The sequence below is a fragment of the Paracoccus sp. DMF-8 genome, assembly GCF_029309835.1.
Classification (GTDB): domain Bacteria; phylum Pseudomonadota; class Alphaproteobacteria; order Rhodobacterales; family Rhodobacteraceae; genus Paracoccus.
On the sequence record NZ_JARJHL010000017.1, the window covers coordinates 142341 to 166824 of the forward strand.

The 24484-nt window shown below is 63.6% G+C and carries 26 protein-coding genes, 1 tRNA gene and 3 pseudogenes; 17 read left to right on the plus strand and 13 right to left on the minus strand.

The window, feature by feature from the left end; genetic code table 11:
• From PE067_RS18675 to PE067_RS18695, 5 genes are all read right to left on the minus strand, one after another.
• Positions 1–582 (minus strand): hypothetical protein, encoded by a 582-nt coding sequence (locus PE067_RS18675; RefSeq protein WP_276191200.1) that lies wholly within the window; start codon positions 580–582, stop codon positions 1–3.
• 115 nt (positions 583–697) lie between these two features.
• Positions 698–1165: a 23S rRNA (pseudouridine(1915)-N(3))-methyltransferase RlmH gene (gene rlmH, locus PE067_RS18680; RefSeq protein WP_276191201.1), complete on the minus strand. Its 468-nt coding sequence runs from the start codon at positions 1163–1165 to the stop codon at positions 698–700.
• 3 nt (positions 1166–1168) lie between these two features.
• The gene (rsfS, locus tag PE067_RS18685) at positions 1169–1609 is read right to left on the minus strand and encodes a ribosome silencing factor (protein ID WP_276191600.1); all 441 of its coding nucleotides are present in this window, start codon (positions 1607–1609) and stop codon (positions 1169–1171) included.
• A gap of 139 nt (positions 1610–1748) precedes the next feature.
• Positions 1749–2126, minus strand: coding sequence for a hypothetical protein (locus PE067_RS18690; protein ID WP_276191202.1), 378 nt, complete (start codon positions 2124–2126; stop codon positions 1749–1751).
• A gap of 57 nt (positions 2127–2183) precedes the next feature.
• On the minus strand, positions 2184–3512 hold the full coding sequence (locus tag PE067_RS18695; protein ID WP_276191203.1) for a mechanosensitive ion channel domain-containing protein: 1329 nt from the start codon (positions 3510–3512) through the stop codon (positions 2184–2186).
• Between the two features lie 331 nt (positions 3513–3843).
• Between PE067_RS18695 and leuC the strand changes: the two are divergent.
• A pseudogene (gene leuC, locus PE067_RS18700) lies at positions 3844–5280 on the plus strand (3-isopropylmalate dehydratase large subunit).
• Positions 5281–5318: 38 nt separating this feature from the next.
• Here leuC and PE067_RS18705 read toward each other — a convergent pair.
• Entirely contained in the window at positions 5319–5903 is a 585-nt protein-coding gene (locus tag PE067_RS18705; RefSeq protein ID WP_276191204.1) for a hypothetical protein, read from the minus strand.
• A 101-nt stretch (positions 5904–6004) separates the two neighbouring features.
• On the opposite strand from PE067_RS18705, the gene leuD reads away from it, so the two are divergent.
• Complete coding sequence (leuD, locus tag PE067_RS18710; protein WP_276191205.1) at positions 6005–6604, plus strand: 3-isopropylmalate dehydratase small subunit; 600 nt, start codon at positions 6005–6007, stop codon at positions 6602–6604.
• A 2-nt stretch (positions 6605–6606) separates the two neighbouring features.
• Positions 6607–7659 carry an endonuclease/exonuclease/phosphatase family protein gene (locus PE067_RS18715; RefSeq protein ID WP_276191206.1) on the plus strand — a complete coding sequence of 351 codons (1053 nt, stop codon included), beginning with the start codon at positions 6607–6609 and terminating at the stop codon, positions 7657–7659.
• Positions 7660–7666: 7 nt separating this feature from the next.
• Here PE067_RS18715 and PE067_RS18720 read toward each other — a convergent pair whose 3' ends face one another.
• The gene (locus tag PE067_RS18720) at positions 7667–8200 is read right to left on the minus strand and encodes a hypothetical protein (RefSeq protein WP_276191207.1); all 534 of its coding nucleotides are present in this window, start codon (positions 8198–8200) and stop codon (positions 7667–7669) included.
• Here PE067_RS18720 and PE067_RS18725 point away from each other — a divergent pair.
• Positions 8190–8354 (plus strand): hypothetical protein, encoded by a 165-nt coding sequence (locus tag PE067_RS18725; protein ID WP_276191208.1) that lies wholly within the window; start codon positions 8190–8192, stop codon positions 8352–8354. The two genes, PE067_RS18720 and PE067_RS18725, sit on opposite strands and share 11 nt — an antisense overlap.
• Before the next feature lie 56 nt (positions 8355–8410).
• Here the strand turns inward: PE067_RS18725 and parC are convergent, their stop codons facing one another.
• Complete coding sequence (gene parC / locus PE067_RS18730) at positions 8411–10648, minus strand: DNA topoisomerase IV subunit A (RefSeq protein ID WP_276191209.1); 2238 nt, start codon at positions 10646–10648, stop codon at positions 8411–8413.
• A 172-nt stretch (positions 10649–10820) separates the two neighbouring features.
• Here parC and PE067_RS18735 point away from each other — a divergent pair, with 172 nt between their 5' ends.
• The 5 genes and pseudogenes from PE067_RS18735 (at position 10821) to PE067_RS18755 (ending at position 14258) form a co-directional block, all read left to right on the plus strand.
• Positions 10821–11669, plus strand: a complete 849-nt coding sequence (locus PE067_RS18735; RefSeq protein WP_276191210.1) for an SDR family NAD(P)-dependent oxidoreductase — start codon at positions 10821–10823, stop codon at positions 11667–11669.
• Between the two features lie 9 nt (positions 11670–11678).
• Positions 11679–11879: a twin transmembrane helix small protein gene (locus tag PE067_RS18740; RefSeq protein WP_276191211.1), complete on the plus strand. Its 201-nt coding sequence runs from the start codon at positions 11679–11681 to the stop codon at positions 11877–11879.
• The gene (locus PE067_RS18745) at positions 11879–12451 is read left to right on the plus strand and encodes a cob(I)yrinic acid a,c-diamide adenosyltransferase (RefSeq protein WP_276191212.1); all 573 of its coding nucleotides are present in this window, start codon (positions 11879–11881) and stop codon (positions 12449–12451) included. Before PE067_RS18740 ends, PE067_RS18745 begins: the two co-directional genes overlap by 1 nt.
• Before the next feature lie 122 nt (positions 12452–12573).
• Positions 12574–13331 (plus strand): annotated as a pseudogene (locus PE067_RS18750) (electron transfer flavoprotein subunit beta/FixA family protein).
• Positions 13331–14258 (plus strand): annotated as a pseudogene (locus PE067_RS18755) (electron transfer flavoprotein subunit alpha/FixB family protein). The pseudogenes PE067_RS18750 and PE067_RS18755 overlap by 1 nt, the downstream one beginning before the upstream one ends.
• A gap of 415 nt (positions 14259–14673) precedes the next feature.
• On the opposite strand, the gene PE067_RS18760 reads toward PE067_RS18755, so the two are convergent.
• Positions 14674–15606 (minus strand): IS5 family transposase, encoded by a 933-nt coding sequence (locus tag PE067_RS18760; protein ID WP_276191213.1) that lies wholly within the window; start codon positions 15604–15606, stop codon positions 14674–14676.
• On the opposite strand from PE067_RS18760, the gene PE067_RS18765 reads away from it, so the two are divergent.
• The 7 genes from PE067_RS18765 to PE067_RS18795 all read left to right on the plus strand — a co-directional run bounded on the left by PE067_RS18765 (position 15550) and on the right by PE067_RS18795 (position 20109).
• Positions 15550–16563 (plus strand): Mu-like prophage major head subunit gpT family protein, encoded by a 1014-nt coding sequence (locus tag PE067_RS18765; protein ID WP_276191601.1) that lies wholly within the window; start codon positions 15550–15552, stop codon positions 16561–16563. The genes PE067_RS18760 and PE067_RS18765 overlap by 57 nt on opposite strands.
• A 57-nt stretch (positions 16564–16620) precedes the next feature.
• Positions 16621–17016 (plus strand): hypothetical protein, encoded by a 396-nt coding sequence (locus PE067_RS18770; protein WP_276191214.1) that lies wholly within the window; start codon positions 16621–16623, stop codon positions 17014–17016.
• Positions 17013–17222 (plus strand): hypothetical protein, encoded by a 210-nt coding sequence (locus tag PE067_RS18775; RefSeq protein ID WP_276191611.1) that lies wholly within the window; start codon positions 17013–17015, stop codon positions 17220–17222. The genes PE067_RS18770 and PE067_RS18775 overlap by 4 nt, the downstream gene beginning before the upstream one ends.
• Complete coding sequence (locus PE067_RS18780) at positions 17180–18025, plus strand: phage protease (protein ID WP_276191602.1); 846 nt, start codon at positions 17180–17182, stop codon at positions 18023–18025. Before PE067_RS18775 ends, PE067_RS18780 begins: the two co-directional genes overlap by 43 nt.
• A 508-nt stretch (positions 18026–18533) precedes the next feature.
• A complete protein-coding gene (locus PE067_RS18785) occupies positions 18534–18770 on the plus strand; it encodes a hypothetical protein (RefSeq protein ID WP_276191215.1) in 237 nt (78 codons plus the stop codon).
• Positions 18771–18846: 76 nt separating this feature from the next.
• A tRNA-Ala gene (locus PE067_RS18790) sits at positions 18847–18927 on the plus strand.
• Positions 18928–19233: 306 nt separating this feature from the next.
• On the plus strand, positions 19234–20109 hold the full coding sequence (locus PE067_RS18795; RefSeq protein WP_276191216.1) for a 3-hydroxybutyryl-CoA dehydrogenase: 876 nt from the start codon (positions 19234–19236) through the stop codon (positions 20107–20109).
• Positions 20110–20216: 107 nt separating this feature from the next.
• Here the strand turns inward: PE067_RS18795 and plsY are convergent, their stop codons facing one another.
• Genes plsY through PE067_RS18815 form a run of 4 tightly spaced genes read right to left on the minus strand, consistent with a single transcriptional unit; the run spans position 20217 to position 23569 of the window.
• A complete protein-coding gene (plsY, locus tag PE067_RS18800; RefSeq protein WP_276191217.1) occupies positions 20217–20801 on the minus strand; it encodes a glycerol-3-phosphate 1-O-acyltransferase PlsY in 585 nt (194 codons plus the stop codon).
• Positions 20801–22072, minus strand: coding sequence for a dihydroorotase (gene pyrC, locus PE067_RS18805; protein ID WP_276191218.1), 1272 nt, complete (start codon positions 22070–22072; stop codon positions 20801–20803). The genes plsY and pyrC overlap by 1 nt, the downstream gene beginning before the upstream one ends.
• A complete protein-coding gene (locus PE067_RS18810) occupies positions 22069–22590 on the minus strand; it encodes an aspartate carbamoyltransferase catalytic subunit (protein WP_276191219.1) in 522 nt (173 codons plus the stop codon). The genes pyrC and PE067_RS18810 overlap by 4 nt, the downstream gene beginning before the upstream one ends.
• Positions 22591–22606: 16 nt before the next feature.
• Positions 22607–23569, minus strand: coding sequence for an aspartate carbamoyltransferase catalytic subunit (locus PE067_RS18815; protein WP_276191220.1), 963 nt, complete (start codon positions 23567–23569; stop codon positions 22607–22609).
• A 128-nt stretch (positions 23570–23697) separates the two neighbouring features.
• On the opposite strand from PE067_RS18815, the gene cobA reads away from it, so the two are divergent.
• The gene (cobA, locus tag PE067_RS18820) at positions 23698–24471 is read left to right on the plus strand and encodes a uroporphyrinogen-III C-methyltransferase (protein ID WP_276191222.1); all 774 of its coding nucleotides are present in this window, start codon (positions 23698–23700) and stop codon (positions 24469–24471) included.
• The last annotated feature ends 13 nt before the right edge of the window (positions 24472–24484 follow it).

Below are 24484 nucleotides of genomic sequence, written 5' to 3' on the forward strand. Positions count from 1 at the left end.
CTATTGCGGCCACCAGGCATAGAACTGGCGCAGACCCAGATGGCCCCTTGTCTGATTGCGGGTCTGCCCAAGCTGTTGATAAAGCCTGTCATTGAAGCCCGCAGGGGAAAACTGACCGGCCCCTTTCTCGACCCCGTCACGATAGACGGAATAGTCGATCAGGGGCTGGAAATTCAGCTCTGGCGTTTCATCCGTGGTCTGGATGACCAGCGTGCCTTGCTGCAGGGCACGGCGAAACGCCTCATCATGGCCGAAGGCGCGCATCAGATGACGGCGCACATCCTGACGAAAGGATTCCTTGTCGGATGGGATGGTCGAGGCCCGGATCGCGGCGGAAACCGCGCGGGAACTGCGCATCTTGCGCGCGAGGGGCGAATCCGCGCCAAAGCTGCGTTCGACGGCATCAAGCCCGAGACGATATTCCACGGCCTCGGCTTCCGGGGCCATGCCGGACAGGGCACGGTCAAGATCGGCCGTCGCGGTGTTCGGCGCCAGCCCGCTACTTGCCGCGATCGAGGCCTGGAGTCGTTGATCGGTCGTGATATCGGGGGCGACGACCACGCCCTGAACAGGATGAACCATGTAAACCACCTGAATAGATTCTTGCCAGGTCAAGGTTCAGCTTACCCCATTCCGCCCGGAAGTGGGGTGTTTTAAGCGGGGTATTTTAATAAAAACATACAGTTACATGAATCCGTCAGTCGCGGTGATAGGGACCGCCCGCCAGAATGGTCGCCGCACGATACAACTGTTCGCTCAGCATCACGCGCGCCAGCATATGCGGCCAGACCATGCGGCTGAAACTGATCGCCAGATCGGCACGGGCGCGCAGCGCGGGGTCGATGCCATCCGCACCGCCGATGACAAAGCAGATATCGCGGGCCTGATCGCGCCAGTCACCGATCTGGCGCGCAAATTCGGGCGAGGTCAGCAGCTTGCCGCGTTCGTCCAGAATGACCAGCGCAGCACCATCGGGAATGGCGCGATCCAGCAATTCGGCCTCGGCCGCCATGCCACCGCCACGCTTGTCCTCGACCTCGGTCAGGGTGGCGGGGGGCAGGCCAAGCGCCCTGCCCGTCCTGGCGAAACGGTCGAGGTAATCGGCGATCAGCGCAGCCTCGGGGCCCTGCCGCAGCCGCCCGACTGCGGCAATGACCAGACGCATGTTCTAACCCTGGCGGGTATCGGCAGCGTGATCGGCGCGCAACTGATCCAGCGTCGGCGAACGCAGCGCGTCGGCGGGCATCCACATCTTTTCCAGCTGATAGAATTCGCGCACCTCGGGACGGAAGACATGGACGATGACGTCATCCGTGTCGATCAGCACCCAGTCACCGGTTTCCTTGCCTTCGACACGCGCGGAACGGCCGGTTTCCTCTTTCAGACGCTCGACCAGTTTTTCGGCGATCGAGGCGACCTGACGCGACGACCGGCCCGAGGCGATGACCATGTGATCGGCCATGGCCGAACGGCCGCGCAGATCAATGGTCACGACATCTTCGGCCTTGTCGTCATCCAGAGAGGCAAGAATGCGATCCAGCAAGACGTCGCTTGACGGCTGCTTGCGCGAATCGGCGGTCGCTGCCGGTTGATCCGCCGGCGAGACGATATTGGACAGAGCTCATCCTCCTGTCATCGCGCCGTTCTGCCCGGCGCCGGGTCCCCCAAAGATAGCACGGAATCCGGCGTTCTCAATCCGGAAGGAAACAGAAACACCGCGAGCCGGGGGCGAAACACCGGAAAAGGGATCAGAACATTTCCGGTCTGGCGAACCGCGTGCCTTCGGGAATCGGCGGGAAATCAGAGCGATAGACCGTATATTCGGTGCATTCCTCAGCCCCCATGATATCCTTGCCGGTTCGGCTGCATTCGGCCTGAACCCGCATGCCGTCCTTGAACCTGAAACCGACATCGGCCAGCGGATCATCCATCTGATACTGCCCCTTGCCGAAATAATTCCGCCCGTCGACGATGACCAGATCGTCAAGCCGGTTGCCGCCCGGATAGAACATCGCCTTGATCTGCCCACCATCGGCCCTGACCCCGGTCAGGTCTGTCGGAAAGCAGCCCGCCAGGAAAAGGCAGGCCAACATCACGGGAACGGCCATGAAAACGCGCTGAAACATCCTGATTTTCCCTTGCAAGACCAAGGCCCTGCCTAGACGCAAAGGATGAATCGCCGGTTAACGCGCCCGGTCTTCTGCCGGATTTTCGTCCGCCGTGGGCAGAATGCGGATTTCGCGTTGCGGATAGGGCAGCGTGATGCCGTTCTTGCTGAACGCATCCCACAGCGCCAGATAGACCTGTCCCCGCACATTGGTGATCCCGCCCGTCGGGTCCGAGATCCAGAAACGCAGCACATATTCCACCGACCGTTCGCCGAAACCCGTGATCCAGCAGACCGGCGTGCGCTGCGCCAGCACCCGTTTCACCGTCAGCGCGGCATTGATCGCGATCTTGCTGACCTGATGGGGGTCATCCGCGTAAGAGGCGCCAAAGGACAGGTCCAGCCGCACGAAATCATTGGTATGCGACCAGTTGACGACCTGCCCCGTGACGAAATCCTCGTTCGGGATCAGGTATTCGCGGCCGTCGCGGGTCACGACGCTGACGTAGCGCGCGCCCAGTTCCTCGATCCAGCCAAAGGTGTCGCCGATGGTGATGACGTCGCCGGGCTTGATCGACTTGTCCATCAGGATGATAACGCCTGACATCAGGTTCGACACGATCTTTTGCAGGCCGAACCCCAGCCCCACGCCAAGCGCGCCGGTGAATACGGTAAAGCCGGTCAGGTCGAAGCCCGTGGCCTTCAGCCCGATCAGGACGGCAAGGCTGATCAGCACGACCTGCAACAGCTTGGCCGTCAGGACCTGCATCGCGGGCGAGATATCGGCATTCTGCGACAGCCGCGCCGTCACCGTCCTGGACAGCCAGCGCGCCACGGCGATCAGCACGACCGTCACGACCGCCGCCTTCAGCACGGTCAGCGCCGACAGCCTGAACGTGCCGAAGGTCACCGAAACGCTGTCCAGAACCGAGGCCGAGGGCGCCAGAAAGCCCAGGAAATACAGCGTCACCCAGACCCAGGCCGCCCATGTCACGATGCGGCGCAGGGTGCGGTTGCGGATCACCCGCACGACGAACCCCACCGCCGCCCATGCCGTGGCGATCGTCGCGGCCAGTGCGATCAACTGGCTGCGCGATGGCCATGTCAGCTCGCGCAGGACCGCGACCAGCCCCCATGCCAGCAGCGCAAACAGGATGACGCGCATCCTTTGCTGGACCAGAATCCCCATGCGCAGCCGCCATTTCGGCCAGCCCTGCTGCTTGCGCAGCCACAGGTTCGCCCAATGCGCCAGCGGTCGGGCCATGAAATGCGCGGTGATGAACAGACCAAGGATCGCGACAAGCTGGTTCAGCCGCCAGGGCAGCAGCATGCCTTTGACGAACAGCTCGACCTGCCGCCACAGCACATTGGCCGCATCGACCAGATCGGGTGCGAATTGCTCCATCCCCCGCCTTTCTCCCGCGCCGTTCTCTCGCGCATCCTTGCGTCATCATGGCCACTATCGGGCGGGTGCCGCAAGTCGATGAGGGGCGAAGGGAACGGAATTATTGCACCAAAGCGCGGAAAGGCTTACATAGGCGGTCATGCGTGGATTCGTCTATTTCGACATTCATGACCGCGCCCGCCTGCCGGGCCGGTTCTACGGCGAAAGCCTGTCCGTCACAGCCCGACTTTGACGGGCTGCGGGCCTGTGCCCGCCCGGTCGCGGCCTGCCAGCCGCAGATGCGACCGCCCAGAACCTCGTTACCAGCTAGTCCTTTCGGAAAGAGACAGCCATGACCGGCACCACCAACGCGGGCACCCCCCGCACACTTTACGATAAAATCTTCGACGCGCATGTGGTCGACCGTCAGGACGACGGCACCTGCATCCTGTATATCGACCGTCATCTGGTCCACGAAGTGACCAGCCCGCAGGCCTTCGAAGGGCTGCGCATGGCGGGTCGCAAGGTCCATTCGCCCGAGCGCACCATCGCCGTGCCGGACCATAACGTGCCCACCACCGCCGACCGCGTGAAGGGCATCGAAAACCCCGAAGGCCGCATCCAGGTCGCCGAACTGGACAAGAATGCCCGCGAATTCGGCCTGAACTATTACCCGATGAGCGATGTCCGTCAGGGCATCGTGCATATCGTCGGCCCGGAACAGGGCTGGACCCTGCCCGGCATGACCGTGGTCTGCGGCGACAGCCACACCGCGACGCATGGCGCATTCGGCGCGCTGGCCCATGGCATCGGCACCTCCGAGGTCGAACATGTTCTGGCGACGCAAACGCTGATCCAGAAGAAATCGAAAAACATGAAGGTCGAAATCACCGGCCATCTGCGCCCCGGCGTCACCGCCAAGGACATCACGCTGGCGGTGATCGGCAAGACCGGCACGGCGGGCGGCACCGGCTATGTCATCGAATATTGCGGCTCGGCGATCCGCGATCTGTCGATGGAAGGCCGCATGACCGTGTGCAACATGGCGATCGAAGGCGGCGCCCGCGCCGGGTTGATCGCGCCGGACGAAAAGACCTTTGAATATTGCATGGGCCGCCTCCACGCGCCCAAGGGCGCCGCATGGGAAGCCGCCGTCAACTGGTGGAAAACGCTCTATACCGACGAAGGCGCGCATTTCGACAAGGTCATCACCATCCGCGGCGAAGATATCGCCCCGGTCGTGACCTAGGGCACATCGCCCGAGGACGTGCTGGCGATCACCGACCGCGTCCCTGGCCCCGAGGATTTCGAGGGCGGCAAGATCGAGGCCGCGCGCCGCAGCCTTGACTATATGGGCCTGCAACCCGGCACGCCGCTGAACGAAATCAGGATCGACGCGGTCTTCATCGGCTCCTGCACCAATGGCCGGATCGAGGACCTGCGCGCCGCCGCCGCCATCCTGAAAGGCCAGAAACTGGCGACGGGCGTGCGCGGCATGGTCGTTCCCGGCTCGGGCCTCGTGCGTCTGCAGGCCGAGGAAGAAGGTCTGGACAAGATCTTTACCGATGCCGGTTTCGAATGGCGTCTGGCGGGCTGTTCGATGTGTCTGGGCATGAACCCCGACCAGTTGGCGCCGGGCGAACGCTGCGCCGCGACCTCGAACCGCAATTTCGAGGGCCGCATGGGCCGGGGTGGCCGCACGCATCTGATGTCCCCGGTGATGGCGGCCGCAGCCGGGATCAAGGGCCACCTGACCGATGTGCGCGAGCTTCTGGCCGAACACGCCTGAGGCCCTGCGCGCCTGAAACCCTGCCTGCCGGAGCCGCGTCAGCGCGCGGCCCGGCGCAGCAGGCCAAAGGCGTTGATCGCGATCAGAATCAGGCCGATATTCTCGAAGATGAAATTCATCGGGATACCGGCAATCCGCACGCCGATCAGGACATCCACGAAATGGAACCCGACCGCACGCATCAGCACAAAGGCGCACAGCACGCCCAGCCCCGCCAGAGCCAGCCGGTTCCGGCGCAGCAGGGCGTGGTTCATCTGCGCGACCACCCGGCGCATCGCCCAGACCATCCCCGCCAGCAGCAGCAGGATAAACCCCAGTTGCACCAGCCTGCGATGTTCCCACCAGCCCTGGGCATGGGAAAGACAGCGGCCAAAGGCGGTCAGCGCGCTTTGCAGGTCAAGCTGTTTGTTCAGCGCCAGAAACAGCATCAGCAGGGCAATCCCGCCCCAGAAGCCGTTGCCCCTTGTGCCGCGACCGCGCCAGGCGACCGCCGCCGCCAGGGCCATGGTCGCCAGATAGACCAGCACCGTCAGCCATCCCGTGATCTCGGGATCGCCGATCTGCGGTCGCCAGTCGCGGGCCATGCAGGCCGGCAGGGACAGATTCCATTCACTCGGTTCCATGGTCTTTCCGGCTGGTCAGCAAGATATCGGCAGGTTTCCCGGACTACGGGCCGCCACGCAATAGCGGGCAAATCCCCGCAAAGTCAAATCAAGAGGGTATAATGGACAAATTCACCACGCTGACCGGGATCGCCGCGCCGATGCCTCTGGTCAATATCGACACGGACATGATCATCCCGAAACAGTTCCTGAAAACCATCCACCGTTCGGGGCTGGGCAAGAACCTGTTCGACGAGATGCGCTATAACCCCGACGGATCGGAAATTGCCGATTTCGTGCTGAACCAGCCCGCCTATCGCGACAGCCAGATCATCGTCGCGGGTGACAATTTCGGCTGCGGCTCGTCGCGCGAACATGCCCCTTGGGCGCTGCTGGATTTCGGGATCCGCGCGGTGATTTCCACCAGCTTTGCCGATATCTTCTATAACAACTGTTTCAAGAACGGCATCCTGCCGATCATCCTGCCGCAAGACGCCGTCGATGCGCTGATGGAGGATGCCCGCAAGGGCGCCAATGCCCGCATCACCGTGGATCTGGAAAACCAGACCGTCACCTCGTCCGACGGGCAAAGCTTTGCGTTCGAGATCGACCCGTTCCGCAAGCATTGCCTGCTGAACGGCCTGGACGATATCGGCCTGACGATGGAAAAATCCGCCAAGATCGACGGATTCGAGGGTCAGATGGCGCAAAGCCGCCCCTAGGTGTGAGGCCCCCTGCAACAGCCCTGTGGGCGGCGCTGCTGGCGCTGCCCACCATCGCCACCGCAGAGCCGCTGCGGATCGCGAGCTATTCGCCCGACCTCTCGCGCAAGGGGCCGGGCCTTTTGCTGCGCGATATCGAAACCGGCAAGGACAGACAGATCGCGGCGGTGGTGCAGGTGATCGCGGCGGCGGATGCCGATGTGATTCTGCTGACCGGCTTTGACTGGGATTACGACAATCGTGCGCTGGCGGGTTTTGCCGGGCTGCTGGCGGATGCGGGCGCACCCTATCCGCATCAATTCGCCGCGCAGCCGAACAGCGGGCTTGCCACCGGCATTGATCTGGACGGCGACGGGCGCCTTGGCACCGGCGACGATGCGCAGGGTTTCGGCATGTTCATGGGTCAGGGCGGCATGGCGCTGCTGTCGCGCCACCCGGTCGAACTGGTCGCGGATCACACCGGTTTCCTGTGGCGCGACCTGCCCGGCCAGATCATGCCGCCCCTGCCCGACGAGGCCGTAGCCGTGCAGCGCCTGTCATCCACCGCGCATTGGCATCTGGCGGTGACGGTCAGGGGCCAGCCGCTGCACCTGCTGGCCTATGCCGCCACCCCTCCGGTCTTTGACGGGCCAGAGGATCGCAACGGCCGCCGCAACCATGATGAAACGATGTTCTGGCTGGACCGCCTGCCCGATGCGCCCTTTGTCGTGCTGGGCGATACCAATCTGGACCCGCATGACAGCGATGGCCGGCATGAGGCGATGCAGGCCCTGCTGGCCCGCGTTCAGGACCCCGAACCCGCCAGCGAAGGCGGCAGGCTGGCGCCGCAGGATGGTGCCAATGCCACCCATCGGGGCAACCCCGCGCTGGATACGGCGGTCTGGCCCGCCGCCGATGGACCGGGCAGTCTGCGGGTCGATTACGTCCTGCCCGCGCCGGGCCTGACGGTGCTGGATGCGGGCGTGTTCTGGCCCGCGCCGGGCGATGCGATGGCGGATGTGGCGGCCGCGGCCTCGCGGCACCGGCTGGTCTGGGTCGATCTCGACTGGCCTTAAAGCATTTTCAGCAAAAGCGGATGCCGGCTTTGCGTCCGAAAATGCGCAAAAACAAAGGTCTACAGAATTTCGGCGCTTCAGCGCCTTGTCGAAATTCTGTAGCGCGGGAAAAAAGCCGCCGCCCGATCCGGTCAAGAGGAAGCCGGATCAAGGCGACGGTAGAGCCAAGATGTCCCGCGCGATCAGGACCTGTTGCGGACAACCCGAAGATATCCGCCCCTTCACCCTTGCCGCGACCGGCTGCGATGGCAAAACCTGCGATGCGTCGCGGCGGCCAAACCGGCGCCATTGCCTGCAATTTCCCCAGAAAGGCAGCGCAGGCACCCGCGTTGACCGCGAAACGGGCGCTTTGCGAACCCCCGCCGCCCCTCTCTGACGCCCCTCTCTGACGCGGTCGTGACAGGGGGATGGCAGGTGCCGATTGATCCGTTCCCCCATCCATGAGACAGTTTTCCCGCCAACGCATGGATGCAGGGCCAAGCGCCCTGCCCGGCATCAGCACGAACCGCAACCACGAACGGAGCTCGATGATGAAAGCCAAGACCATTGCCCTGACCGCCACGATCCTGTCGCTTGCCGCGCTGCCCGCGCTGGCCTGCGGTAGCGCCAAGAATTCCTCGATGCAGCAAAGCTCGGTCAGCACCTCGACCGGCGGGGACAGCGGGATCATCCAGACGATCAAGGGCAACAGCTAAGCCCTGATCGCCACGCAACAGAACAAGAAAGGCGGGCATGTCTGCCCGCCCCTTTTTCAGTTGAATTTATTGTCGCGCGGAAAGCCGCGCGGGGCCATGCGGCCAGCCGTGGCGCGCTTGCCCAGCCATTCGCTCAGATCGGTTTCGGTGCGGGTGCGCCCGGCGGGATCGCGCCATGACAGGCCCTGCGCCAAGGTGATGCAGGCCGCATCGGCCAGCCCGCCGTCCTTGAACTTCTGCAGCCGGACACCCTTGCCGCGCACCATTTCGGGCAGTTCGTCAAGCGGGAAGATCAGCAGCTTGCGGTTGTCGCCGACGACGGCCAGATGGTCGCCGCTGATGACGCGGCACAGCAGCGCCTCGCCGTTCAGGATCTGCTTGCCGCTGCGGGTCTGGGCCAGAATATCGGCGGAATTGACGATGAACCCGTCCCCGGCCCTAGACGCGACCAGATATTTCACGCCGTCGCGCCACGCGAACATGTCGATGACGGCGGCGTCATTCGGCAGATCGACCATCAGGCGCAGCGGTTCGCCCATGCCGCGACCGCCGGGCAGGTTGTTGGCGGGCAAGGTATAGAACCGCCCGTTCGCGCCCAGAATCATCAGCTTGTCGGTGGTTTCCGCGTGGAAGGCCATGAAAGGCCCGTCACCGTCGCGGAATTTCAGTTCCGCATCCAGCGGCTGATGCCCCTTCATCGCGCGGATCCAGCCCATTTTCGACAGGATCACGGTCACCGGCTCGCGTTCGATCATCGAATCCATGTCGATGGGCGCGACTTCTCCGGCTTCGGAAATTTCGGTGCGGCGCTGGCCGCCAGGGGCGGATTTGCCGAATTGCCCGCGCACCTCGCGCAACTGTTCGGCGATGCGCGCCCATTGCGCACCCTCATCGGCCAGCATCGCCTGCAAGGCGGCGCGTTCTTCGGTCAGGGCGGCATGTTCGGCTTTCAATTCGATTTCTTCCAGCCGGCGCAGGGCGCGCAGGCGCATGTTCAGGATCGCTTCGACCTGAACATCGGACAGGCCGAATTCGGCCATCATCACGCCCTTGGGGTCGTCTTCGTAGCGGATGATTTCAATGACGCGATCCAGATTGAGGAAGGCGATCATATAGCCTTCCAGCACCTCCAGCCGGGCGGCGATCTTGTCCAGCCGGTGATTGCTGCGGCGCAGCAACACATCGCGGCGGTGGTCCAGAAAGGCGCGCAGAACCTCTTTCAGGCTGCAGACCTTGGGCACGCGCCCGTCGATCAGCACGTTCATGTTCAGACCGAAACGCACCTCGAGATCGCTGACCCGGAACAGCGCGGCCATCAGCTGATCGGCATCGACCGCGCGGGTCCTTGGTTCCAGAACGATGCGGACATCTTCGGCCGATTCGTCGCGGACATCGGCCAGAATCGGCACCTTTTTCAGCTGGATCAATTCGGCCAGACGTTCGATCAGCTTGGATTTCTGGACCTGATAGGGGATTTCGGTGACGACGATCTGCCACTGGCCGCGACCCAGATCCTCGACCGCCCAACGCGCACGCAGACGCAGGCTGCCGCGCCCGGTGCGATACGCCTCGGCAATGACATCGCGGGTTTCGACCAGCACGCCGCCGGTCGGGAAATCGGGGCCGGGCACGATGGACACCAAGGTTTCATCCCGCGCATCCGGCGATTTGATCAGATGCAGGCAGGCATCGACGATTTCATGCAGGTTGTGGGGCGGGATATTCGTCGCCATCCCGACCGCGATCCCGCTGGCGCCGTTGCACAGCAGGTTCGGGAACGCGGCGGGCAGAACCACGGGTTCCTCCAGCGTGCCGTCATAGTTCGGGCGGAAATCGACCGCGTTTTCGGCCAGCCCCTCCATCAGCGCCTCGGCCGCGGCGGTCAGGCGGGCTTCGGTGTAGCGGCTGGCGGCGGGGTTGTCGCCGTCGATATTGCCGAAGTTCCCCTGACCATCGACCAGCGGGTAGCGCATGACGAAAGGCTGGGCCAGACGCGCCATGGCGTCATAGATCGCCCCGTCGCCATGGGGGTGATAGTTGCCCATCACATCGCCCGAGATCTTGGCCGACTTCCGGAACGCCCCGCCCGAAGACAGCCGCAATTCCCGCATCGCAAACAGGATGCGGCGATGCACCGGCTTCAACCCGTCGCGGGCATCGGGCAGCGCGCGGTTCATGATCGTCGACAGCGCATAGGTCAGGTAGCGTTCGCCGATCGCGCGCGAAAGCTGTTCGGTCACGTTCTGCCCGTCTTCGGGCTGGTCGTCTTTGGGGCGGTTCGTATCGTCTGACATGTCGCTGTGAATAGGGCCGCGCCGGGCATCGGTCCAGCGCGAAATTCGGGCCGGTGGCGCGATCCGGCCACCCATGGGCCGCGCATGACGGGTTGCGGCGACGGGTCACGGTTGACGCCGCCATGCGCATTCGCTCTATTCGCGCGGGTTCCGTCAGGATTGGGATGGCCTCATGCAGGGCACGGGAAACGCGGATGGGGGGAAAACGGTCCTGATCACGGGCTGCTCGTCCGGCATTGGCCATGATGCCGCGCATTATCTGGCGGGGCGCGGCTGGCGCGTGCTGGCAACCTGCCGCCAGCAACCCGATGTCGAACGCCTGCGGGCCGAGGGGCTGGACAGCTTTCGCCTTGATCTGGCGGACAGATCCAGCGTGACCGAGGCCGTGGCCCATGCCCTGACGCTTGGTCCCGTCCATGCGGTCGTCAATAACGGCGCCTTTGCCATTCCCGGCGCGGCCGAGGATCTGCCGCGCGGCGCATTGCGCGAGATATTTGAAACCAACCTGTTCGGCACCCATGACCTGACCCGCCAGTTGATCCCGCATTTCCGTGAAATGGGTCAGGGGCGGATCGTCAACATCAGTTCGGTTCTGGGGCTGGTCGGCATTCCGTGGCGCGGCGCCTATGTCGCGACGAAATTCGCGCTGGAGGGGCTGACCGACGTGCTGCGCGTCGAAATGGCCGACACGCCGATCAAGGTCACCCTGATCGAACCCGGCCCCATCGGCACCATGATCCGCCTGAAATCCATCCCGCATTTCGAGCGCTGGATCGACTGGAAAAACAGCCCCCGCATCGACCAATATCAGGCGACCCTGCTGAAACGCCTGTATCAACCCGAGGCGAAAAAGGACAAATGGGAACTGCCCCCGCGCGCGGTCAGCGAAAAAATCGCCCATGCGCTGGAAAGCCCGCGCCCCGATCCGCGCTATTATGTCACCCGACCGACCCGAATCGCGAGAATCGGCCGCCGTCTTCTTTCAACGCGCGCGCTGGACTGGTTCGCGCAACGCAGTTAGGCATGTCAGATGCATGACAAGACGCTTTTCATCCTCGCCGCCGTCCTTTGCCTGATCGTCACGGTCATCCTTGCGGTGGGCATCGGCGGCTTTGCCAAGGGTGGCGAATTCAACCGACGCCACGGAAATCGCATGATGCGCTGGCGTCTGATCGCCCAATTCGTCACCATCGTCGTCATTCTGGGCTATCTCTGGATAAGGAGCCGCTGATGGTCGTCCTGAACAAGATCTATACCCGCACCGGCGACAAGGGCGAAACCGCCCTGTCGAACGGCGAACGTGTCGCCAAACACTCGGCGCGCGTCGATGCCTATGGCACGGTCGATGAACTGAACGCGACGCTTGGTCTGGCGCGGCTGCATGCCGAAGGCCCGATTGCCGACCGTATCGCGGTGATCCAGAACGATCTTTTCGATCTGGGCGCCGATCTGTCCCGACCCCGCATGGAAGAAGACAGCGAGGCCCCCTACCCCGTTCTGCGCATCATCGACGCGCAGGTCGAACGGCTGGAATCGGAAATCGACCAGATGAACGCGGCCCTGACGCCGCTGCGCAGCTTCATCCTGCCGGGCGGCTCGGTCCTGTCGGCGCATCTGCACCTGTGCCGCACCGTCGCACGACGCGCCGAACGTGCCGCGACGGCCCTGGCCGCGACCGAAGGCGCCAATCCGGCCGCCGTCAAATATCTCAACCGCCTGTCCGACTGGATGTTTGTCGCGGGACGGGTCGCCAACAATCAGGGCAAGGACGATATTCTCTGGGTTCCAGGGGCCAGCCGATAGGCGCAGACATGACGATAGGCCAATAGCGACCTCGACTGTTCGCTTTTGCCCTGTGCAAGCCCAGATCGGCCAGCTAACAAATTCCACCAACAGATGACGCAATAGAATAGGAGGTTGAACCGATGAAGGTTCTTGTCCCGGTGAAACGGGTGATCGACTACAACGTGAAGGCGCGTGTGAAGGCTGACGGTTCGGGTGTCGATCTTGCGAACGTCAAGATGTCGATGAACCCTTTCGACGAGATTGCCGTGGAAGAGGCGATCCGGCTGAAGGAAGCCGGCAAGGCCGATGAGGTCGTCGTGGTCTCGATCGGCGTCAAACAGGCGGCCGAGACCCTGCGCACGGCGCTGGCCATGGGCGCGGACCGGGCCATTCTGGTCACTGCCACCGATGACGTGCAAACCGATATCGAACCGCTCGCTGTCGCAAAGATCCTGCAGGCCGTGGTCGATCAGGAACAGCCCCGGCTGGTCATCGCGGGCAAGCAGGCCATCGACAATGACATGAACGCGACCGGCCAGATGCTGGCGGCGCTGCTCGGTTGGGGTCAGGCGACCTTTGCATCCAAACTGGACATCGACGGCGACAAGGCGAAAGTCACCCGCGAGGTCGACGGCGGCCTGCAAACCATCGAGGTGGCGCTGCCCGCCATCGTCACCGCCGACCTGCGCCTGAACGAACCGCGCTATGCCAGCCTGCCCAACATCATGAAGGCAAAGAAAAACCGCTGGACGAAAAGACCGCGGCGGATTTCGGCATCGACGTTTCGCCGCGCCTGACGGTGGTCTCGACCCGCGAACCGGCGGGCCGCAGCGCGGGGATCAAGGTGGGTTCGGTGGACGAACTGGTCGGCAAACTGAAAGAAGCGGGGGTGATCTGATGGCTGTTCTGCTGCTTGGAGAAGTGACGAATGGCGAGCTGAACCGCGATGCCACCGCCAAGGCGGTCGGCGCGGTCGGCGCCTTGGGCGATGTGACCGTGCTCTGTGCGGGGGCCTCGGCCAGGGCTGCGGCGGCGGAAGCGGCCAAGATCGCCGGTGTCGCAAAAGTTCTGGTCGCCGAGGATGCGATCTACGGCCATCGCCTGGCTGAACCGACCGCCGCGCTGATCGTGGCGCTGGCGCCGGGCTACAGCCATATCGCGGCGCCGGCGACGACGGATGCGAAAAACATCCTGCCCCGCGTCGCCGCGCTCTTGGATGCGATGGTGATCTCGGACGTCTCGGCGGTGATCGACGCGGATACGTTCGAACGCCCGATCTATGCCGGAAACGCGATCCAGACGGTGAAATCGGCGGATGCGACCAAGGTCTTCACGATCCGCACCGCCAGCTTCGACGCGGCGGGCGACGGCGGCGCGGCGGCGGTCGAGACCCGCCGCGACCATCGCCGATCCGGGGCTGTCGAACTGGGTCGCCGACGAGGTCGCGGTCAGCGACCGCCCGGAACTGACCTCGGCGAAACGCGTGGTTTCCGGCGGTCGCGGGGTGGGGTCGAAAGACAGCTTCGCGGTGATCGAGGCGCTGGCCGACAAGCTCGGCGCGGCGGTGGGCGCGTCGCGGGCTGCGGTCGATTCGGGCTATGCGCCGAACGACTGGCAGGTCGGCCAGACCGGCAAGGTCGTAGCGCCGGACCTCTATGTCGCGGTCGGGATTTCCGGTGCGATTCAACACCTTGCCGGGATGAAGGACAGCAAGGTCATCGTCGCGATCAACAAGGACGAAGAAGCCCCGATCTTCCAGATCGCGGATTACGGCCTGGTCGGCGACCTCTTCACCACCGTCCCCGAACTGACCGAAAAACTCTGACCCCACCCCCGGGGAACTTTCTTCATCACAGAAATACCCCGGGGGACCCCTGACGGGTGTCAAAAGGTTTGAGACTCGGCGATTTTTCGGGCGTGTGAAATCAATAGGTTACAGAGGCGAGTGCCAAAAGGCTTGAGCCTTTCGGCACGAAAGTCGCCATTTTTGCGGAATTTTCGGAATTCTGGCAACAAAAAATCAATGGGTTATCGGATAAGGTGCGCGTGGTTTTGCGCACACCTCAAGACGAAAGGATTCTTGAGGCTTTATCCTGCGTGATTTCGACCAGCCGTTCCGTGCGGCTTTGCTTCCAAAGCTCTAGGTCTTCTCTGGTCACACCGCGCTCAAGGTAAGCGATGGGGTGGGCGTTGTTGCAGCAGTCAGGGTGTTAGCGCAGGTGCCCCTTTCCCCGTTTGCTTCATGCCACGCGTTCGATCTCGGCGGAGCCGAGGGCATTGGATCGGTTCATCAGAGCGACGCGGATATGGATCTCGGCGGTCTGGCGGTCCGGGGCTCTGGATGCGATGCGTTCACCGAATGCCTTGAGACACCGCATCCTGGCTTCGATCCTGATTCGGGCGTGATAAACCGACCAGCGCCTCCATATGGCCCTGCCCGGGCGTTGGGTTGCCCGGAGGATCTCGTTGCGGGCTTTTGCGGCAGGGCAGTCCTGCCGCCATCGTCGTCCGTTCTTGCATATGGGTATGACCGCCGTGCCACCGCGCTCGAGGATCGCAGTGTGGCAGCGTCTTGTGTCGAAGGCGCCGTCGCCGGTCACGGTGCCAATCTGCTCATCAGGTGGGATCTGATCGAGCAGGTGAGGCAGAATGGGGCTATCGCCCTTGTCGCTGGAGGTGAACTCCACCGCCCGGATGTCACCGGTGACAGTGCCCATCGCCAGATGGACCTTGCGATACTGGCGTCGGCGGCGGGTGCCATGCTTGCGCGCCAGCCATTCCCCATCGCCGAGGAACCTGATCCCTGTGCTGTCCACCAGCAGGTTCAGCGGCCCCGGTGCACGGCGGCTCGATATCTGCACTTCGATGCTCCTCTGCCTGCGGCTCAGGGTCGAAAAATCCGGAACCGGCCAGTCGAGCCCGGCCATCGACAGGATGCTCGCCACCATCCCAGCTGTTTGCCGAAGCGGAAGCCCGAACAGGACCTTCACCATCAGGCAGAACTGGATCGCGGCATCAGAGAACACCGGCGGCCGACCATTACGACCAGCCCTGGGCGCCAGCCACACCATGTCCTTGTCCAGCCAGATCAGCAACGACCCCCGACGCCTCAAGGCATCCTTGTAGGATGTCCAGTTCGTCCTGCGGTAGCGGCTGCGCTCAGGCTTACTCATCCCAGGGGCGTAGCCCACTGGATTCACGATGGGAACCCCTCAGGGAAGAGAGTTCTGCAACAACGCCTCGTCAATTCCGAAACCCTCGCCCTTGCTTTCAAGGGATTCAAGACCGTCTATTCCGAAGCCTGGCTTGATGCCCCGTCGCATGGCGAGAAAATCGCCATGACGATTCCCAGTGCCAGCCGGGATGAAACCTATGGCTGGCTCGGCATGTTCCCGCAATTGCGCGAATGGATCGGGCAGCGGCAGGTGAACAGCCTCAAGGCGCACGGCTTCACCATCACCAACCGCAAATTCGAAAGCACCGTTTCCGTCAAGCGCGATGATGTTTCGGATGATCGGTTGGGCGTGTTCAAACCGTTTGTTTCCGAAATGGGTGTTTCGGCCAAACGGCACCCCGACGAGTTGATTTTTGGTCTGCTGAAAGCCGGATTCGATACCCCGTGTTTCGACGGCACCAGCTTCTTTTCGGGTAATCACCCTGTCGAAATCGACGGGAAGCGGCAGGCGACCAGCAATTTTCAGGCTGGCACTGACCCGGCATGGTTCCTGCTGGATACCAGCCGCGCCGTTCGCCCGATTATCTTTCAGAAGCGCGAGGATTATGAGTTCCAGTCGCTTGACGACTCGAATTCGCCCCATGTGTTTTTGAACGACGAATATCTCTATGGCGTTCGGGCGCGTGTGAATGCCGGGTTCGGTCTGTGGCAACCTGGCTTTGGCGCGAAAGCTCCGCTCAACGAAGAGAACTATGCTGCCGCGCGGGCGGCAATGATGGGCTTCAAGAGCGATGGCGGGCGCTTGCTGGGCGTCAGCCCCAGCGTCCTGATCGTTCCGCCCCAGCTGGAAAGCGCGAGGCTGCACCTGCTGAACACCGAAATCAAGGATGGCGGCGGGTCCAACCCGTGGAAGGGCACGGCCGAGCTGATCGTTACGCCCTATGTCGCCGCATGATCCGGGAAAGGAAAGACCATGGTTGCCTTGACTTCTGATCGAAATGCCCCGGAACGTGTGGGCGATCTGCGGGCCGGCCTTGTCGCCGCGAATGTTCGCATCTTCGCCGGGGCGCTGTTGATGCGCACTGCCGACGGCTATCTTACGCCGGGCGCCACCGCGACCGGGGCGATTGGTGCCGGTCGCGCCAACATTGCCGCCGACAATCGCGGCGGCGCGGCCAGTGCCATCGGTGTGGACTGGCGCAAGGGGGACTTCCGCTTTGAAAACTCCGCCGCGACCGATCTCATCACCATCGCCAATATCGGCAAGCTCTGCTTCATCGTCGATGATTGCACCGTTGCCAAAACTGATGACAGTGCCAGCCGCGCGTCCGCTGGTGTGGTCGAGGATGTCGATGGCATTGGCGTCTGGGTTCGCATGGATGAAGCTCTGACGAGGGCGCTGGCATGAGCGATCGCATCGACTTCGCCACTGATCTGGCGCTGACCGCCGAAGGTCAGGCTCCCGAATGGGTGCATCTCCTGCCACTCGGGCGCTTCGTGGCGCGCGACGGGCGGGTGTTCGACAATTCGGACCCCGATGGGCTTTCGGCGCACGGTCGCTCGATCTGCCGATTGACTATGAGCATCAGAACGACCGGCCCGAGGCCCGGCTGAATGGCCCGGTTCCGGCGGCTGGCTGGATCAAGGAGCTGATGCGCCAGGCGAACGGTATCTGGGGCCGGGTCGAATGGACCGCCCGCGCCCGCGACATGATTGCGAACCGGGAATATCGCTATCTCAGCCCGGCGATCAGATACCTCATGGCCGGAGGCAAGGTGACGATGATCAAGGGCGCGGGCCTGGTGCATTCGCCTGCGCTGCATCTGACTGCGCTGGCCGAGGAAGGTGAGGGCGACAAGCCGACGATTGCCGCCCAGGTCGTGGCCGAGGCGCTGGGGCTGTCGCCCGATGCCAGCGAGGCCGATATTCTCGACCTGCTGCGCGGCAGAGCGAGGCCGGGTGACGGGGCGACAGGCGCGGTCGCGCAGCTGGCCGAACTCGACCACATTGCGCGCGAGTTCGGCCAGCGTGACCGTCCCGCGCGCCATGCGGCGGGCAAACCGGACCCGGCCCGCTTCGTCCCGGCCGAGCCCCTGCAAGCGGTCCTGACCGAACGCAACGAGGCGCAGGCCGTCTTGCGTGAACAGAATGTCAGGGCGCGGGTCGATGATGCTTTCGCGCGGGGCTGGCTCTCGCCCGCCATGCGGGGCTGGGCCAGGGCGCTCTGCATGTCCGAACCCGACAGTTTCGATCTGTTCATCGAAAAGGCGATCCCGCCATTCGCGCATCTGTTCAGGCCTGCGACCACATCGGCCGCCCCGCCGGACCTTGCGCGCGGCAACCACGCGGGCGGCGCGGCCGAGGAAATCGCGATCTGCGCGCAACTCGGCCTGAAACCCCGCGCGCTTCGGGACTGACCGGATCGGGCCGTGCCTTCGGCGGTGTGCCTGATGCGCCGTCGAAACCCTGCGCGCCGGCCGTCCGGGGAGCCGCGACCGGCGCGCAGACCCACCACAAAAGAACGGACATGACGCGAAACGCCGGTTCAACGCCCTGATGAAACCCTGTTGCAGCATGTGGCGGCGCATCGTCCCGGCCGACCCGGAAAGATCGCGCTCGACCCGGAATTGCGCGCCTTCGTCGAGGCACGGCTTGCGCGTATGGCATTCGCCGGGATCGAGATCGAGGTGGCCGCGCATTTCCCGCCCGACCGCCCTCAGCGCAATTCATCGCTGGTGGCAGCGAATGCAGCGGGGCGAAACGTGAGCCAACACAACCGCCCGCCTGCACCGCGCCCAACCGCGCAGGTCGCGCCTTTCGTCCAGGTCCTCGGGCGTGGGGGCGCGATTCGCCTCATCCTCGCCTTCGGTGGTGCCGAGCTTTCCATCGGCAAGAACCCTCGCGACACAAACGAGCCGGTCGCAGATGTTCGGGCGCAGATCCGTCGAGGCGCTGGCAAACCTCGCCACATTGCCCCGCCGCATTCCCCTGGCAAAGCCATGGCGCGCCGCCAATTGCCACCCGCAGGACCTGCCCATCGCCCAAATCGCCCGCAAACTGCGGGTGTCGGGTGTGGCGGTCCGCACCTACCTGCGCCGCGAGGCCGAGAACCGCGAAAGGCTGCGGACCGACGCGGAACGCCGCGCCAGAAAGAGGACGTGAATCATGATTGAAGTCGAGTTCAACGACGCTTCCCGTTGTTGACTTTGCGCGTCATCAGGCTGCATCCTTCAGGTCGGAAGCCGTGTAACCCCGATGGGCAAGGGGATGCGCCGCGCAAGCGGCGGATTGATGTTGGTTCGAGTCCAACCCGGCTTCCGCATCCACCAGCCAATCAGCCCATGGCACCGGCAATCATCTGTAATCGGCTATTCCCATTTGTTCCCACGAAAAACAGGCGCAGACCTTTTGACACCGTAGCTCAAAGGTTTTGACACATTACAACCCCATCGAGGGGTCGCAGGGGCGGGGGGCAGAGCCCCCATAACCGCGCATTGTCATGGTTTTGTTATTCATCATCAAAGAGTTGACACAATAAAGCCAACAACCCGCACCAAACGAATTCCCATTGAAGAGCACCCCCTCTTGTGCCTATCGTCCCCGCGACCGACGAAAGGATGAGACGATGACAATTCAATCGGTGGGCGTAATCGGTGCGGGTCAGATGGGCAACGGCATCGCGCATGTCTTTGCGCTGGCTGGCTATGATGTCGTCCTCAATGACATCTCGCAGGATTCTCTCGACAAGGCATTGGTGCTGATCGCACGCAATCTGGATCGTCAGGTCAGCCGCGACAAGATCAGTCAGGCTGACAAGGACAGCGCCTTGCAGCGCATCAAGACCACCTTGCAACTGGCAGATATCGGGCAGACCGATCTGGTCATCGAGGCCGCCGCCGAGCGCAGATCGATCAAACAGGCGATCTTTGAAGATCTGGTTCCGCATCTGAAGCCTGAAACGATCCTGACCTCGAACACCTCGTCGATCTCGATCACCCGTCTGGCAAGCCGCACGGATCGACCTGAAAAGTTCATGGGCTTTCACTTCATGAACCCGGTTCCGGTCATGCAACTGGTCGAACTGATCCGCGGCATTGCCACGGACGAACCGACCTACCTTACGCTGGTCGATGTCGTCGAGAAGATTGGCAAGACATCCGCCAGCGCCGAAGACTTCCCGGCCTTCATCGTCAACCGCATTCTGATGCCGATGATCAACGAGGCGGTTTATACGCTTTATGAAGGCGTCGGCTCGGTCATGTCGATCGACTCGGCCATGAAGCTTGGCGCGAACCATCCGATGGGGCCGCTGGAGTTGGCCGATTTCATTGGGCTGGACACCTGCCTGGCCATCATGAACGTGCTGCATGAGGGTCTGGCCGACACGAAATACCGCCCCTGCCCGCTTTTGACCAAATATGTCGAAGCCGGTTGGCTGGGCCGCAAGACCGGACGTGGCTTTTACGATTATTCGGGCGAAACACCCGTCCCCACTCGCTAATCACGCGACCACATCGCCAATTGCCCGGGGGGCTCTGCCCCCGCGCCTTTCCGGCCCCTCGATGGGGTCGGAAAGGCGTCCCCCGGGGTATTTCGGTGATGAAGAAATCAGCCTTTGCGGCCAATTCGGGGTTCTGTTCCAGCCATCAGCCGCGAGATATTGGTCCGATGCCGGATAAAGATCAGCGCGGCCATGAAAATCGAAACGGCGGCGATTTTCGGGCCGTCGAGCAGCCAGCCGATCACCGGGGAAAGGCCTGCGGCGATCAGCGCGGAGAGCGATGAGATGCGGCTCAGGGCTGCTGCGATCAGCCAGATGACGCAGGCCGCCAGCCCCAATCTGAAATCAAGGGCGATCAGTGTGCCAAGGAATGTTGCGACGCCCTTGCCGCCCTTGAACCCCAGCCAGATCGGGAAGACATGGCCGAGAAAGGCCGCAGCACCCGCCAGCAGTGCCGCGTCGTCACCGGCAAAGCTGCGGGCCAGCAGCACCGCCGCCGCGCCCTTGCCGGAATCGAGCAGCAGCGTTGCCAAGGCCGCGCCCTTGTTTCCCGTGCGCAGCACATTCGTCGCGCCGATATTCCCCGATCCGATCTGGCGCAGGTCACCCAGCCCCAGCAGGCGGGTGATGACCAATCCGAAGGGGATTGAGCCCAGCAGGTAGCCGACGACCGTCCAGAGCAGCAGATTCATCATTTCTCTCCGGCAAAGACGCGCTTGCCCCGGACCCAGGTTCCGATCACCCGGCCCTGCATCAGCGCACCGTCAAAGGGGGTGTTCTTGGATTTCGACAGCAGTTTGAAGCGGTCCATGACAAAGGGCGCCTCGGGATCGAAAAGGACCAGATCGGCGGAGGCGCCCGGCGCCAGCCGTCCCGCATCAAGTCCAAGCCGCCGGGCCGGGTTCAGCGACATGGCCCGCCACAGTTGCGGCAGGGTCAGCCCGCCCTGATGGAACAGGCGCATCGCGGCGGGCAGCAGGGTCTGCAGGCCGACCGCGCCGGGGGCAGCCTCGGCGAAGGGCAGGCGTTTCGATTCCTCGTCCTGCGGGGTGTGGAAGCTGGCGATCACGTCGATCACGCCTTCGGCCACCGCCTCGATCATGGCAACGCGGTCGTCTTCGGAACGCAGCGGTGGGGTAAAGCGGAAGAAGGTGCGGTAATCGCCCAGGTCGAATTCGTTCAGCGTCAGGTGGTGGATCGAGGTGCCCGCAGTGATATCCAGACCTTCGTCCTTGGCGCGGCGCAGCGCGGGCAGGCTGGCGGCCACGGTGATCTGGTCGGCGTGCCAGCGCGCCCGCGTCATCCGGACCAGCCCCAGATCGCGGTCCAGCCCCATCACCTCGGCCATGGGCGACACCGCAGGCAGCCCGTAAAGCGAGGCGAACTTGCCCGAGGTCGCGACCGCCCCCGCCGACAGCCCGGCATCCTGCGGGTGGCCGACAATCAGCGCATCCAGCCCGCGCGCATAGGTCATGCAGCGCGACAACAGCCGCGTGTCGGTGACCGGGCGCACGCCATCGGAAAAGGCAACGGCGCCCGCGTCCTGCAAAAAGCCCATCTCGACCATTTCACGGCCCTGACGGCCTTTGGTCAGGGCGGCCATGTGGCGGATATGGACGGGCGCATCGGCGGCGCGGCGGGCCACGAATTCCAGCGCCTCGGGGTCGTCCAGTGGCGGCAGGGTGTCGGGGCGGGCGATGATGGTGGTGACGCCACCCGCCGCCGCAGCCAGACCGGCCGAGCGGAAGCTTTCCTTGTGCCGTTCGCCCGGCTCGCCGATTTTCACGCCCCAATCGACGATGCCGGGGGCCGTGCATTTGCCAGCGGCGTCGATGATTTCGGCCCCTTCGGGGGCGGCGGCGCCCACCGCCTCGATCAGGCCGTCGCGGATGGTCAGGCTGCCGATGCCATCGGTCAGGCCCTCGGGGTCGATCAGACGGGCGTTCTGGACATGCAGGATCATGGGTGTTCCTCTTGCGCGCGATTGATCAGGCCAAAGACCCGCGCGGCGTCAGGGATGAATTCAAAGCCGATGCGACGGATGGGGCGGGTGTTGCTCCAGCTGTGGCGGCTGGCGAACCAGATGGTGCCGGGAGTGCCGTCTTTCAGTGACAGTTCGGTCATATTCCGCAGCGGATAGATGTCGGTTTTCCGGCCAAACAGCGGCAGTTCGCTGACGATGAACGCGCGCCGGTCGGTCAGGACATAAGAGCTGCGCGCCCGCACAAAGGGCTGCCAGATCAGAGGCGTGGCAATGAGCGCGATACCGACGATGAAATGGATCAGGCCGAACTGCCAGAAGCTGCCGCCCTGAGCGCGCGCGACGATGATCCAGAACAGCGCGAAACCGGCAAAGAACAGGCCAAACAGGATCATCAGCAGGTCATAGGGGCGCAGATGCACCCGCACCGAAGGTCGTCCCTGCCAGACGATCCTTTCGCCCTTGTGCAGCATCCCCGACAGGGACTGCGCCGGGTTCAAGCCATAATCCGCCACATCAGACCTCGACCGCGCGGGAAAGCTGGGCGCCGCGTTCGGCGCGCAGATTGCGGGCCAGCAGGTCCATTGCGGCCATGCGGACGGCCACGCCCATTTCGACCTGATCGCGGATCACCGAATGGTTGATGTCATCGGCGATGGTGCCGTCGATTTCGACGCCCCGGTTCATCGGGCCGGGGTGCATGACGATGGCGTCGGGTTTTGCCAGCGCCAGCTTTTCGGCATCCAGCCCCCAACGGTGGTAATATTCGCGCTCGGACGGGATGAAACCGCCGTCCATCCGTTCCCTTTGCAGACGCAGCATCATGACGACATCGGCGTCCTGCAGCCCCGCGCGCATGTCCTCATGGACCTCGCAGCCGAATTCGGCGACCCCTGCGGGCATCAGGGTCGCGGGGCCGACCAGACGGATGCGGTTTTCCATCTTGCCCAGCAGGATCAGGTTCGAGCGCGCGACCCGGCTATGGGCGATATCGCCGCAGATCGCGATGGTCAGGCGGTGCAGCCGCCCCTTGGCGCGGCGGATGGTCAGCGCGTCCAGCAGCGCCTGCGTCGGATGTTCATGCCGCCCGTCGCCCGCGTTCAGGACGGCGCAATTCACCTTTTCCGCCAGCAGGTTGACCGCGCCGGACTGGTTGTGGCGCACGACCAGCAGATCGGGGTGCATGGCGTTCAGGGTCAGCGCCGTGTCGATCAGGGTTTCGCCCTTTTTCACGCTGGACTGCGCCACTGCCATGTTCATCACATCGGCCCCAAGCCGCTTTCCGGCCAGTTCGAAACTGGATTGCGTGCGGGTCGAGTTTTCAAAGAACAGGTTGATCTGGGTCATGCCTTCCAGCGCATCCGACCGTTTGATCGTGCGGCGGTTCAGGTCGACATAGCTGTCGGCCAGATCCAGAACCGTGGTGATTTCGGCCGGGGCGAGCGGTTCGATCCCCAGAAGATGACGGGCGCGGAACATGTCGGGATCCCTCTTGGATGCAACCCTCTATCGCAAATGCCACGGGTGACGACAAGTCGCTGAAAAGGACGGGTCCGCGCATCATCCGGGGCTTGCATTGCAGGCGGTTTCGCGCCACGGGTGAGCCCATGAACAACCCTGCCAAAGCCACTGGTTTCGTTTCCTTCGTCTCATCCGGTCCGGGCGACCCCGAGCTTTTGACCATGCGCGCGGTCAAGCGCCTGCAGGCGGCCGAGGTGGTCCTGTATGACGCGCTGGCCGCCGGTCCGATCCTGGATCTGGCCAGCGATGGCGCGCAGCTGATCAGCGTCGGAAAACGCGCGCGCCGGCCTTCGGCCAAGCAGGAAAGCGTCAATGCGCTGCTGGTCGAACATGCGCGGGCGGGGCGTCGCGTCGTGCGGCTGAAATCAGGCGATTCCGGTATTTTCGGGCGACTGGAGGAGGAAATCACCGCGCTGGTTCACGATGATATCGCGTTTGAAATCGTGCCCGGCGTGCCCTCGGCGCTGGCGGCGGCGGCGGCGGCGGGGATACCGCTGACCCGGCGGCAGACCGCGCGACGGATGCAGTTCATCACCGGCGCCGATGTGACGGGCGGGCTGCCCGATCACCTGAATTTCGACGCGATCGCCGATCCCGATGCCACGACCGTCGTGTTCATGGGGCAAAAGAATTTCGCCGAACTCTCGGCCCGGCTGGTCGCGCATGGCATGTCGCCCCAGACCCCTGCCCTGCTGGCCGAGGCGGTGGGCCATCCCGAACAGCGCATGGTGCGTTCGACCATCGCCGATCTGGCCGCGATGCTGGTCGCCGAAGGGCCAAGCACCCATCCCGCGCTGATCTTTTACGGGCCGCTGGCGGCGTCGCCCGATCAATTGCGCAGGTTGCCTTTGCCCGGCTGAACGATATTCTGGG

Coding starts and splice junctions, on each gene's coding strand:
- PE067_RS18675 (WP_276191200.1), bottom strand. CDS start 582: ATGGTTCATCCTGTTCAGGGCGTGGTCGTCGCCCCCGATATCACGACC.
- rlmH (WP_276191201.1), bottom strand. CDS start 1,165: ATGCGTCTGGTCATTGCCGCAGTCGGGCGGCTGCGGCAGGGCCCCGAG.
- PE067_RS18690 (WP_276191202.1), bottom strand. CDS start 2,126: ATGTTTCAGCGCGTTTTCATGGCCGTTCCCGTGATGTTGGCCTGCCTT.
- PE067_RS18695 (WP_276191203.1), bottom strand. CDS start 3,512: ATGGAGCAATTCGCACCCGATCTGGTCGATGCGGCCAATGTGCTGTGG.
- PE067_RS18705 (WP_276191204.1), bottom strand. CDS start 5,903: ATGGAACCGAGTGAATGGAATCTGTCCCTGCCGGCCTGCATGGCCCGC.
- leuD (WP_276191205.1), top strand. CDS start 6,005: ATGGACAAATTCACCACGCTGACCGGGATCGCCGCGCCGATGCCTCTG.
- PE067_RS18725 (WP_276191208.1), top strand. CDS start 8,190: ATGAAAGCCAAGACCATTGCCCTGACCGCCACGATCCTGTCGCTTGCC.
- parC (WP_276191209.1), bottom strand. CDS start 10,648: ATGTCAGACGATACGAACCGCCCCAAAGACGACCAGCCCGAAGACGGG.
- PE067_RS18735 (WP_276191210.1), top strand. CDS start 10,821: ATGCAGGGCACGGGAAACGCGGATGGGGGGAAAACGGTCCTGATCACG.
- PE067_RS18740 (WP_276191211.1), top strand. CDS start 11,679: ATGCATGACAAGACGCTTTTCATCCTCGCCGCCGTCCTTTGCCTGATC.
- PE067_RS18745 (WP_276191212.1), top strand. CDS start 11,879: ATGGTCGTCCTGAACAAGATCTATACCCGCACCGGCGACAAGGGCGAA.
- PE067_RS18760 (WP_276191213.1), bottom strand. CDS start 15,606: ATGAGTAAGCCTGAGCGCAGCCGCTACCGCAGGACGAACTGGACATCC.
- PE067_RS18775 (WP_276191611.1), top strand. CDS start 17,013: ATGAGCGATCGCATCGACTTCGCCACTGATCTGGCGCTGACCGCCGAA.
- PE067_RS18785 (WP_276191215.1), top strand. CDS start 18,534: ATGTTCGGGCGCAGATCCGTCGAGGCGCTGGCAAACCTCGCCACATTG.
- PE067_RS18795 (WP_276191216.1), top strand. CDS start 19,234: ATGACAATTCAATCGGTGGGCGTAATCGGTGCGGGTCAGATGGGCAAC.
- plsY (WP_276191217.1), bottom strand. CDS start 20,801: ATGAATCTGCTGCTCTGGACGGTCGTCGGCTACCTGCTGGGCTCAATC.
- pyrC (WP_276191218.1), bottom strand. CDS start 22,072: ATGATCCTGCATGTCCAGAACGCCCGTCTGATCGACCCCGAGGGCCTG.
- PE067_RS18815 (WP_276191220.1), bottom strand. CDS start 23,569: ATGTTCCGCGCCCGTCATCTTCTGGGGATCGAACCGCTCGCCCCGGCC.
- cobA (WP_276191222.1), top strand. CDS start 23,698: ATGAACAACCCTGCCAAAGCCACTGGTTTCGTTTCCTTCGTCTCATCC.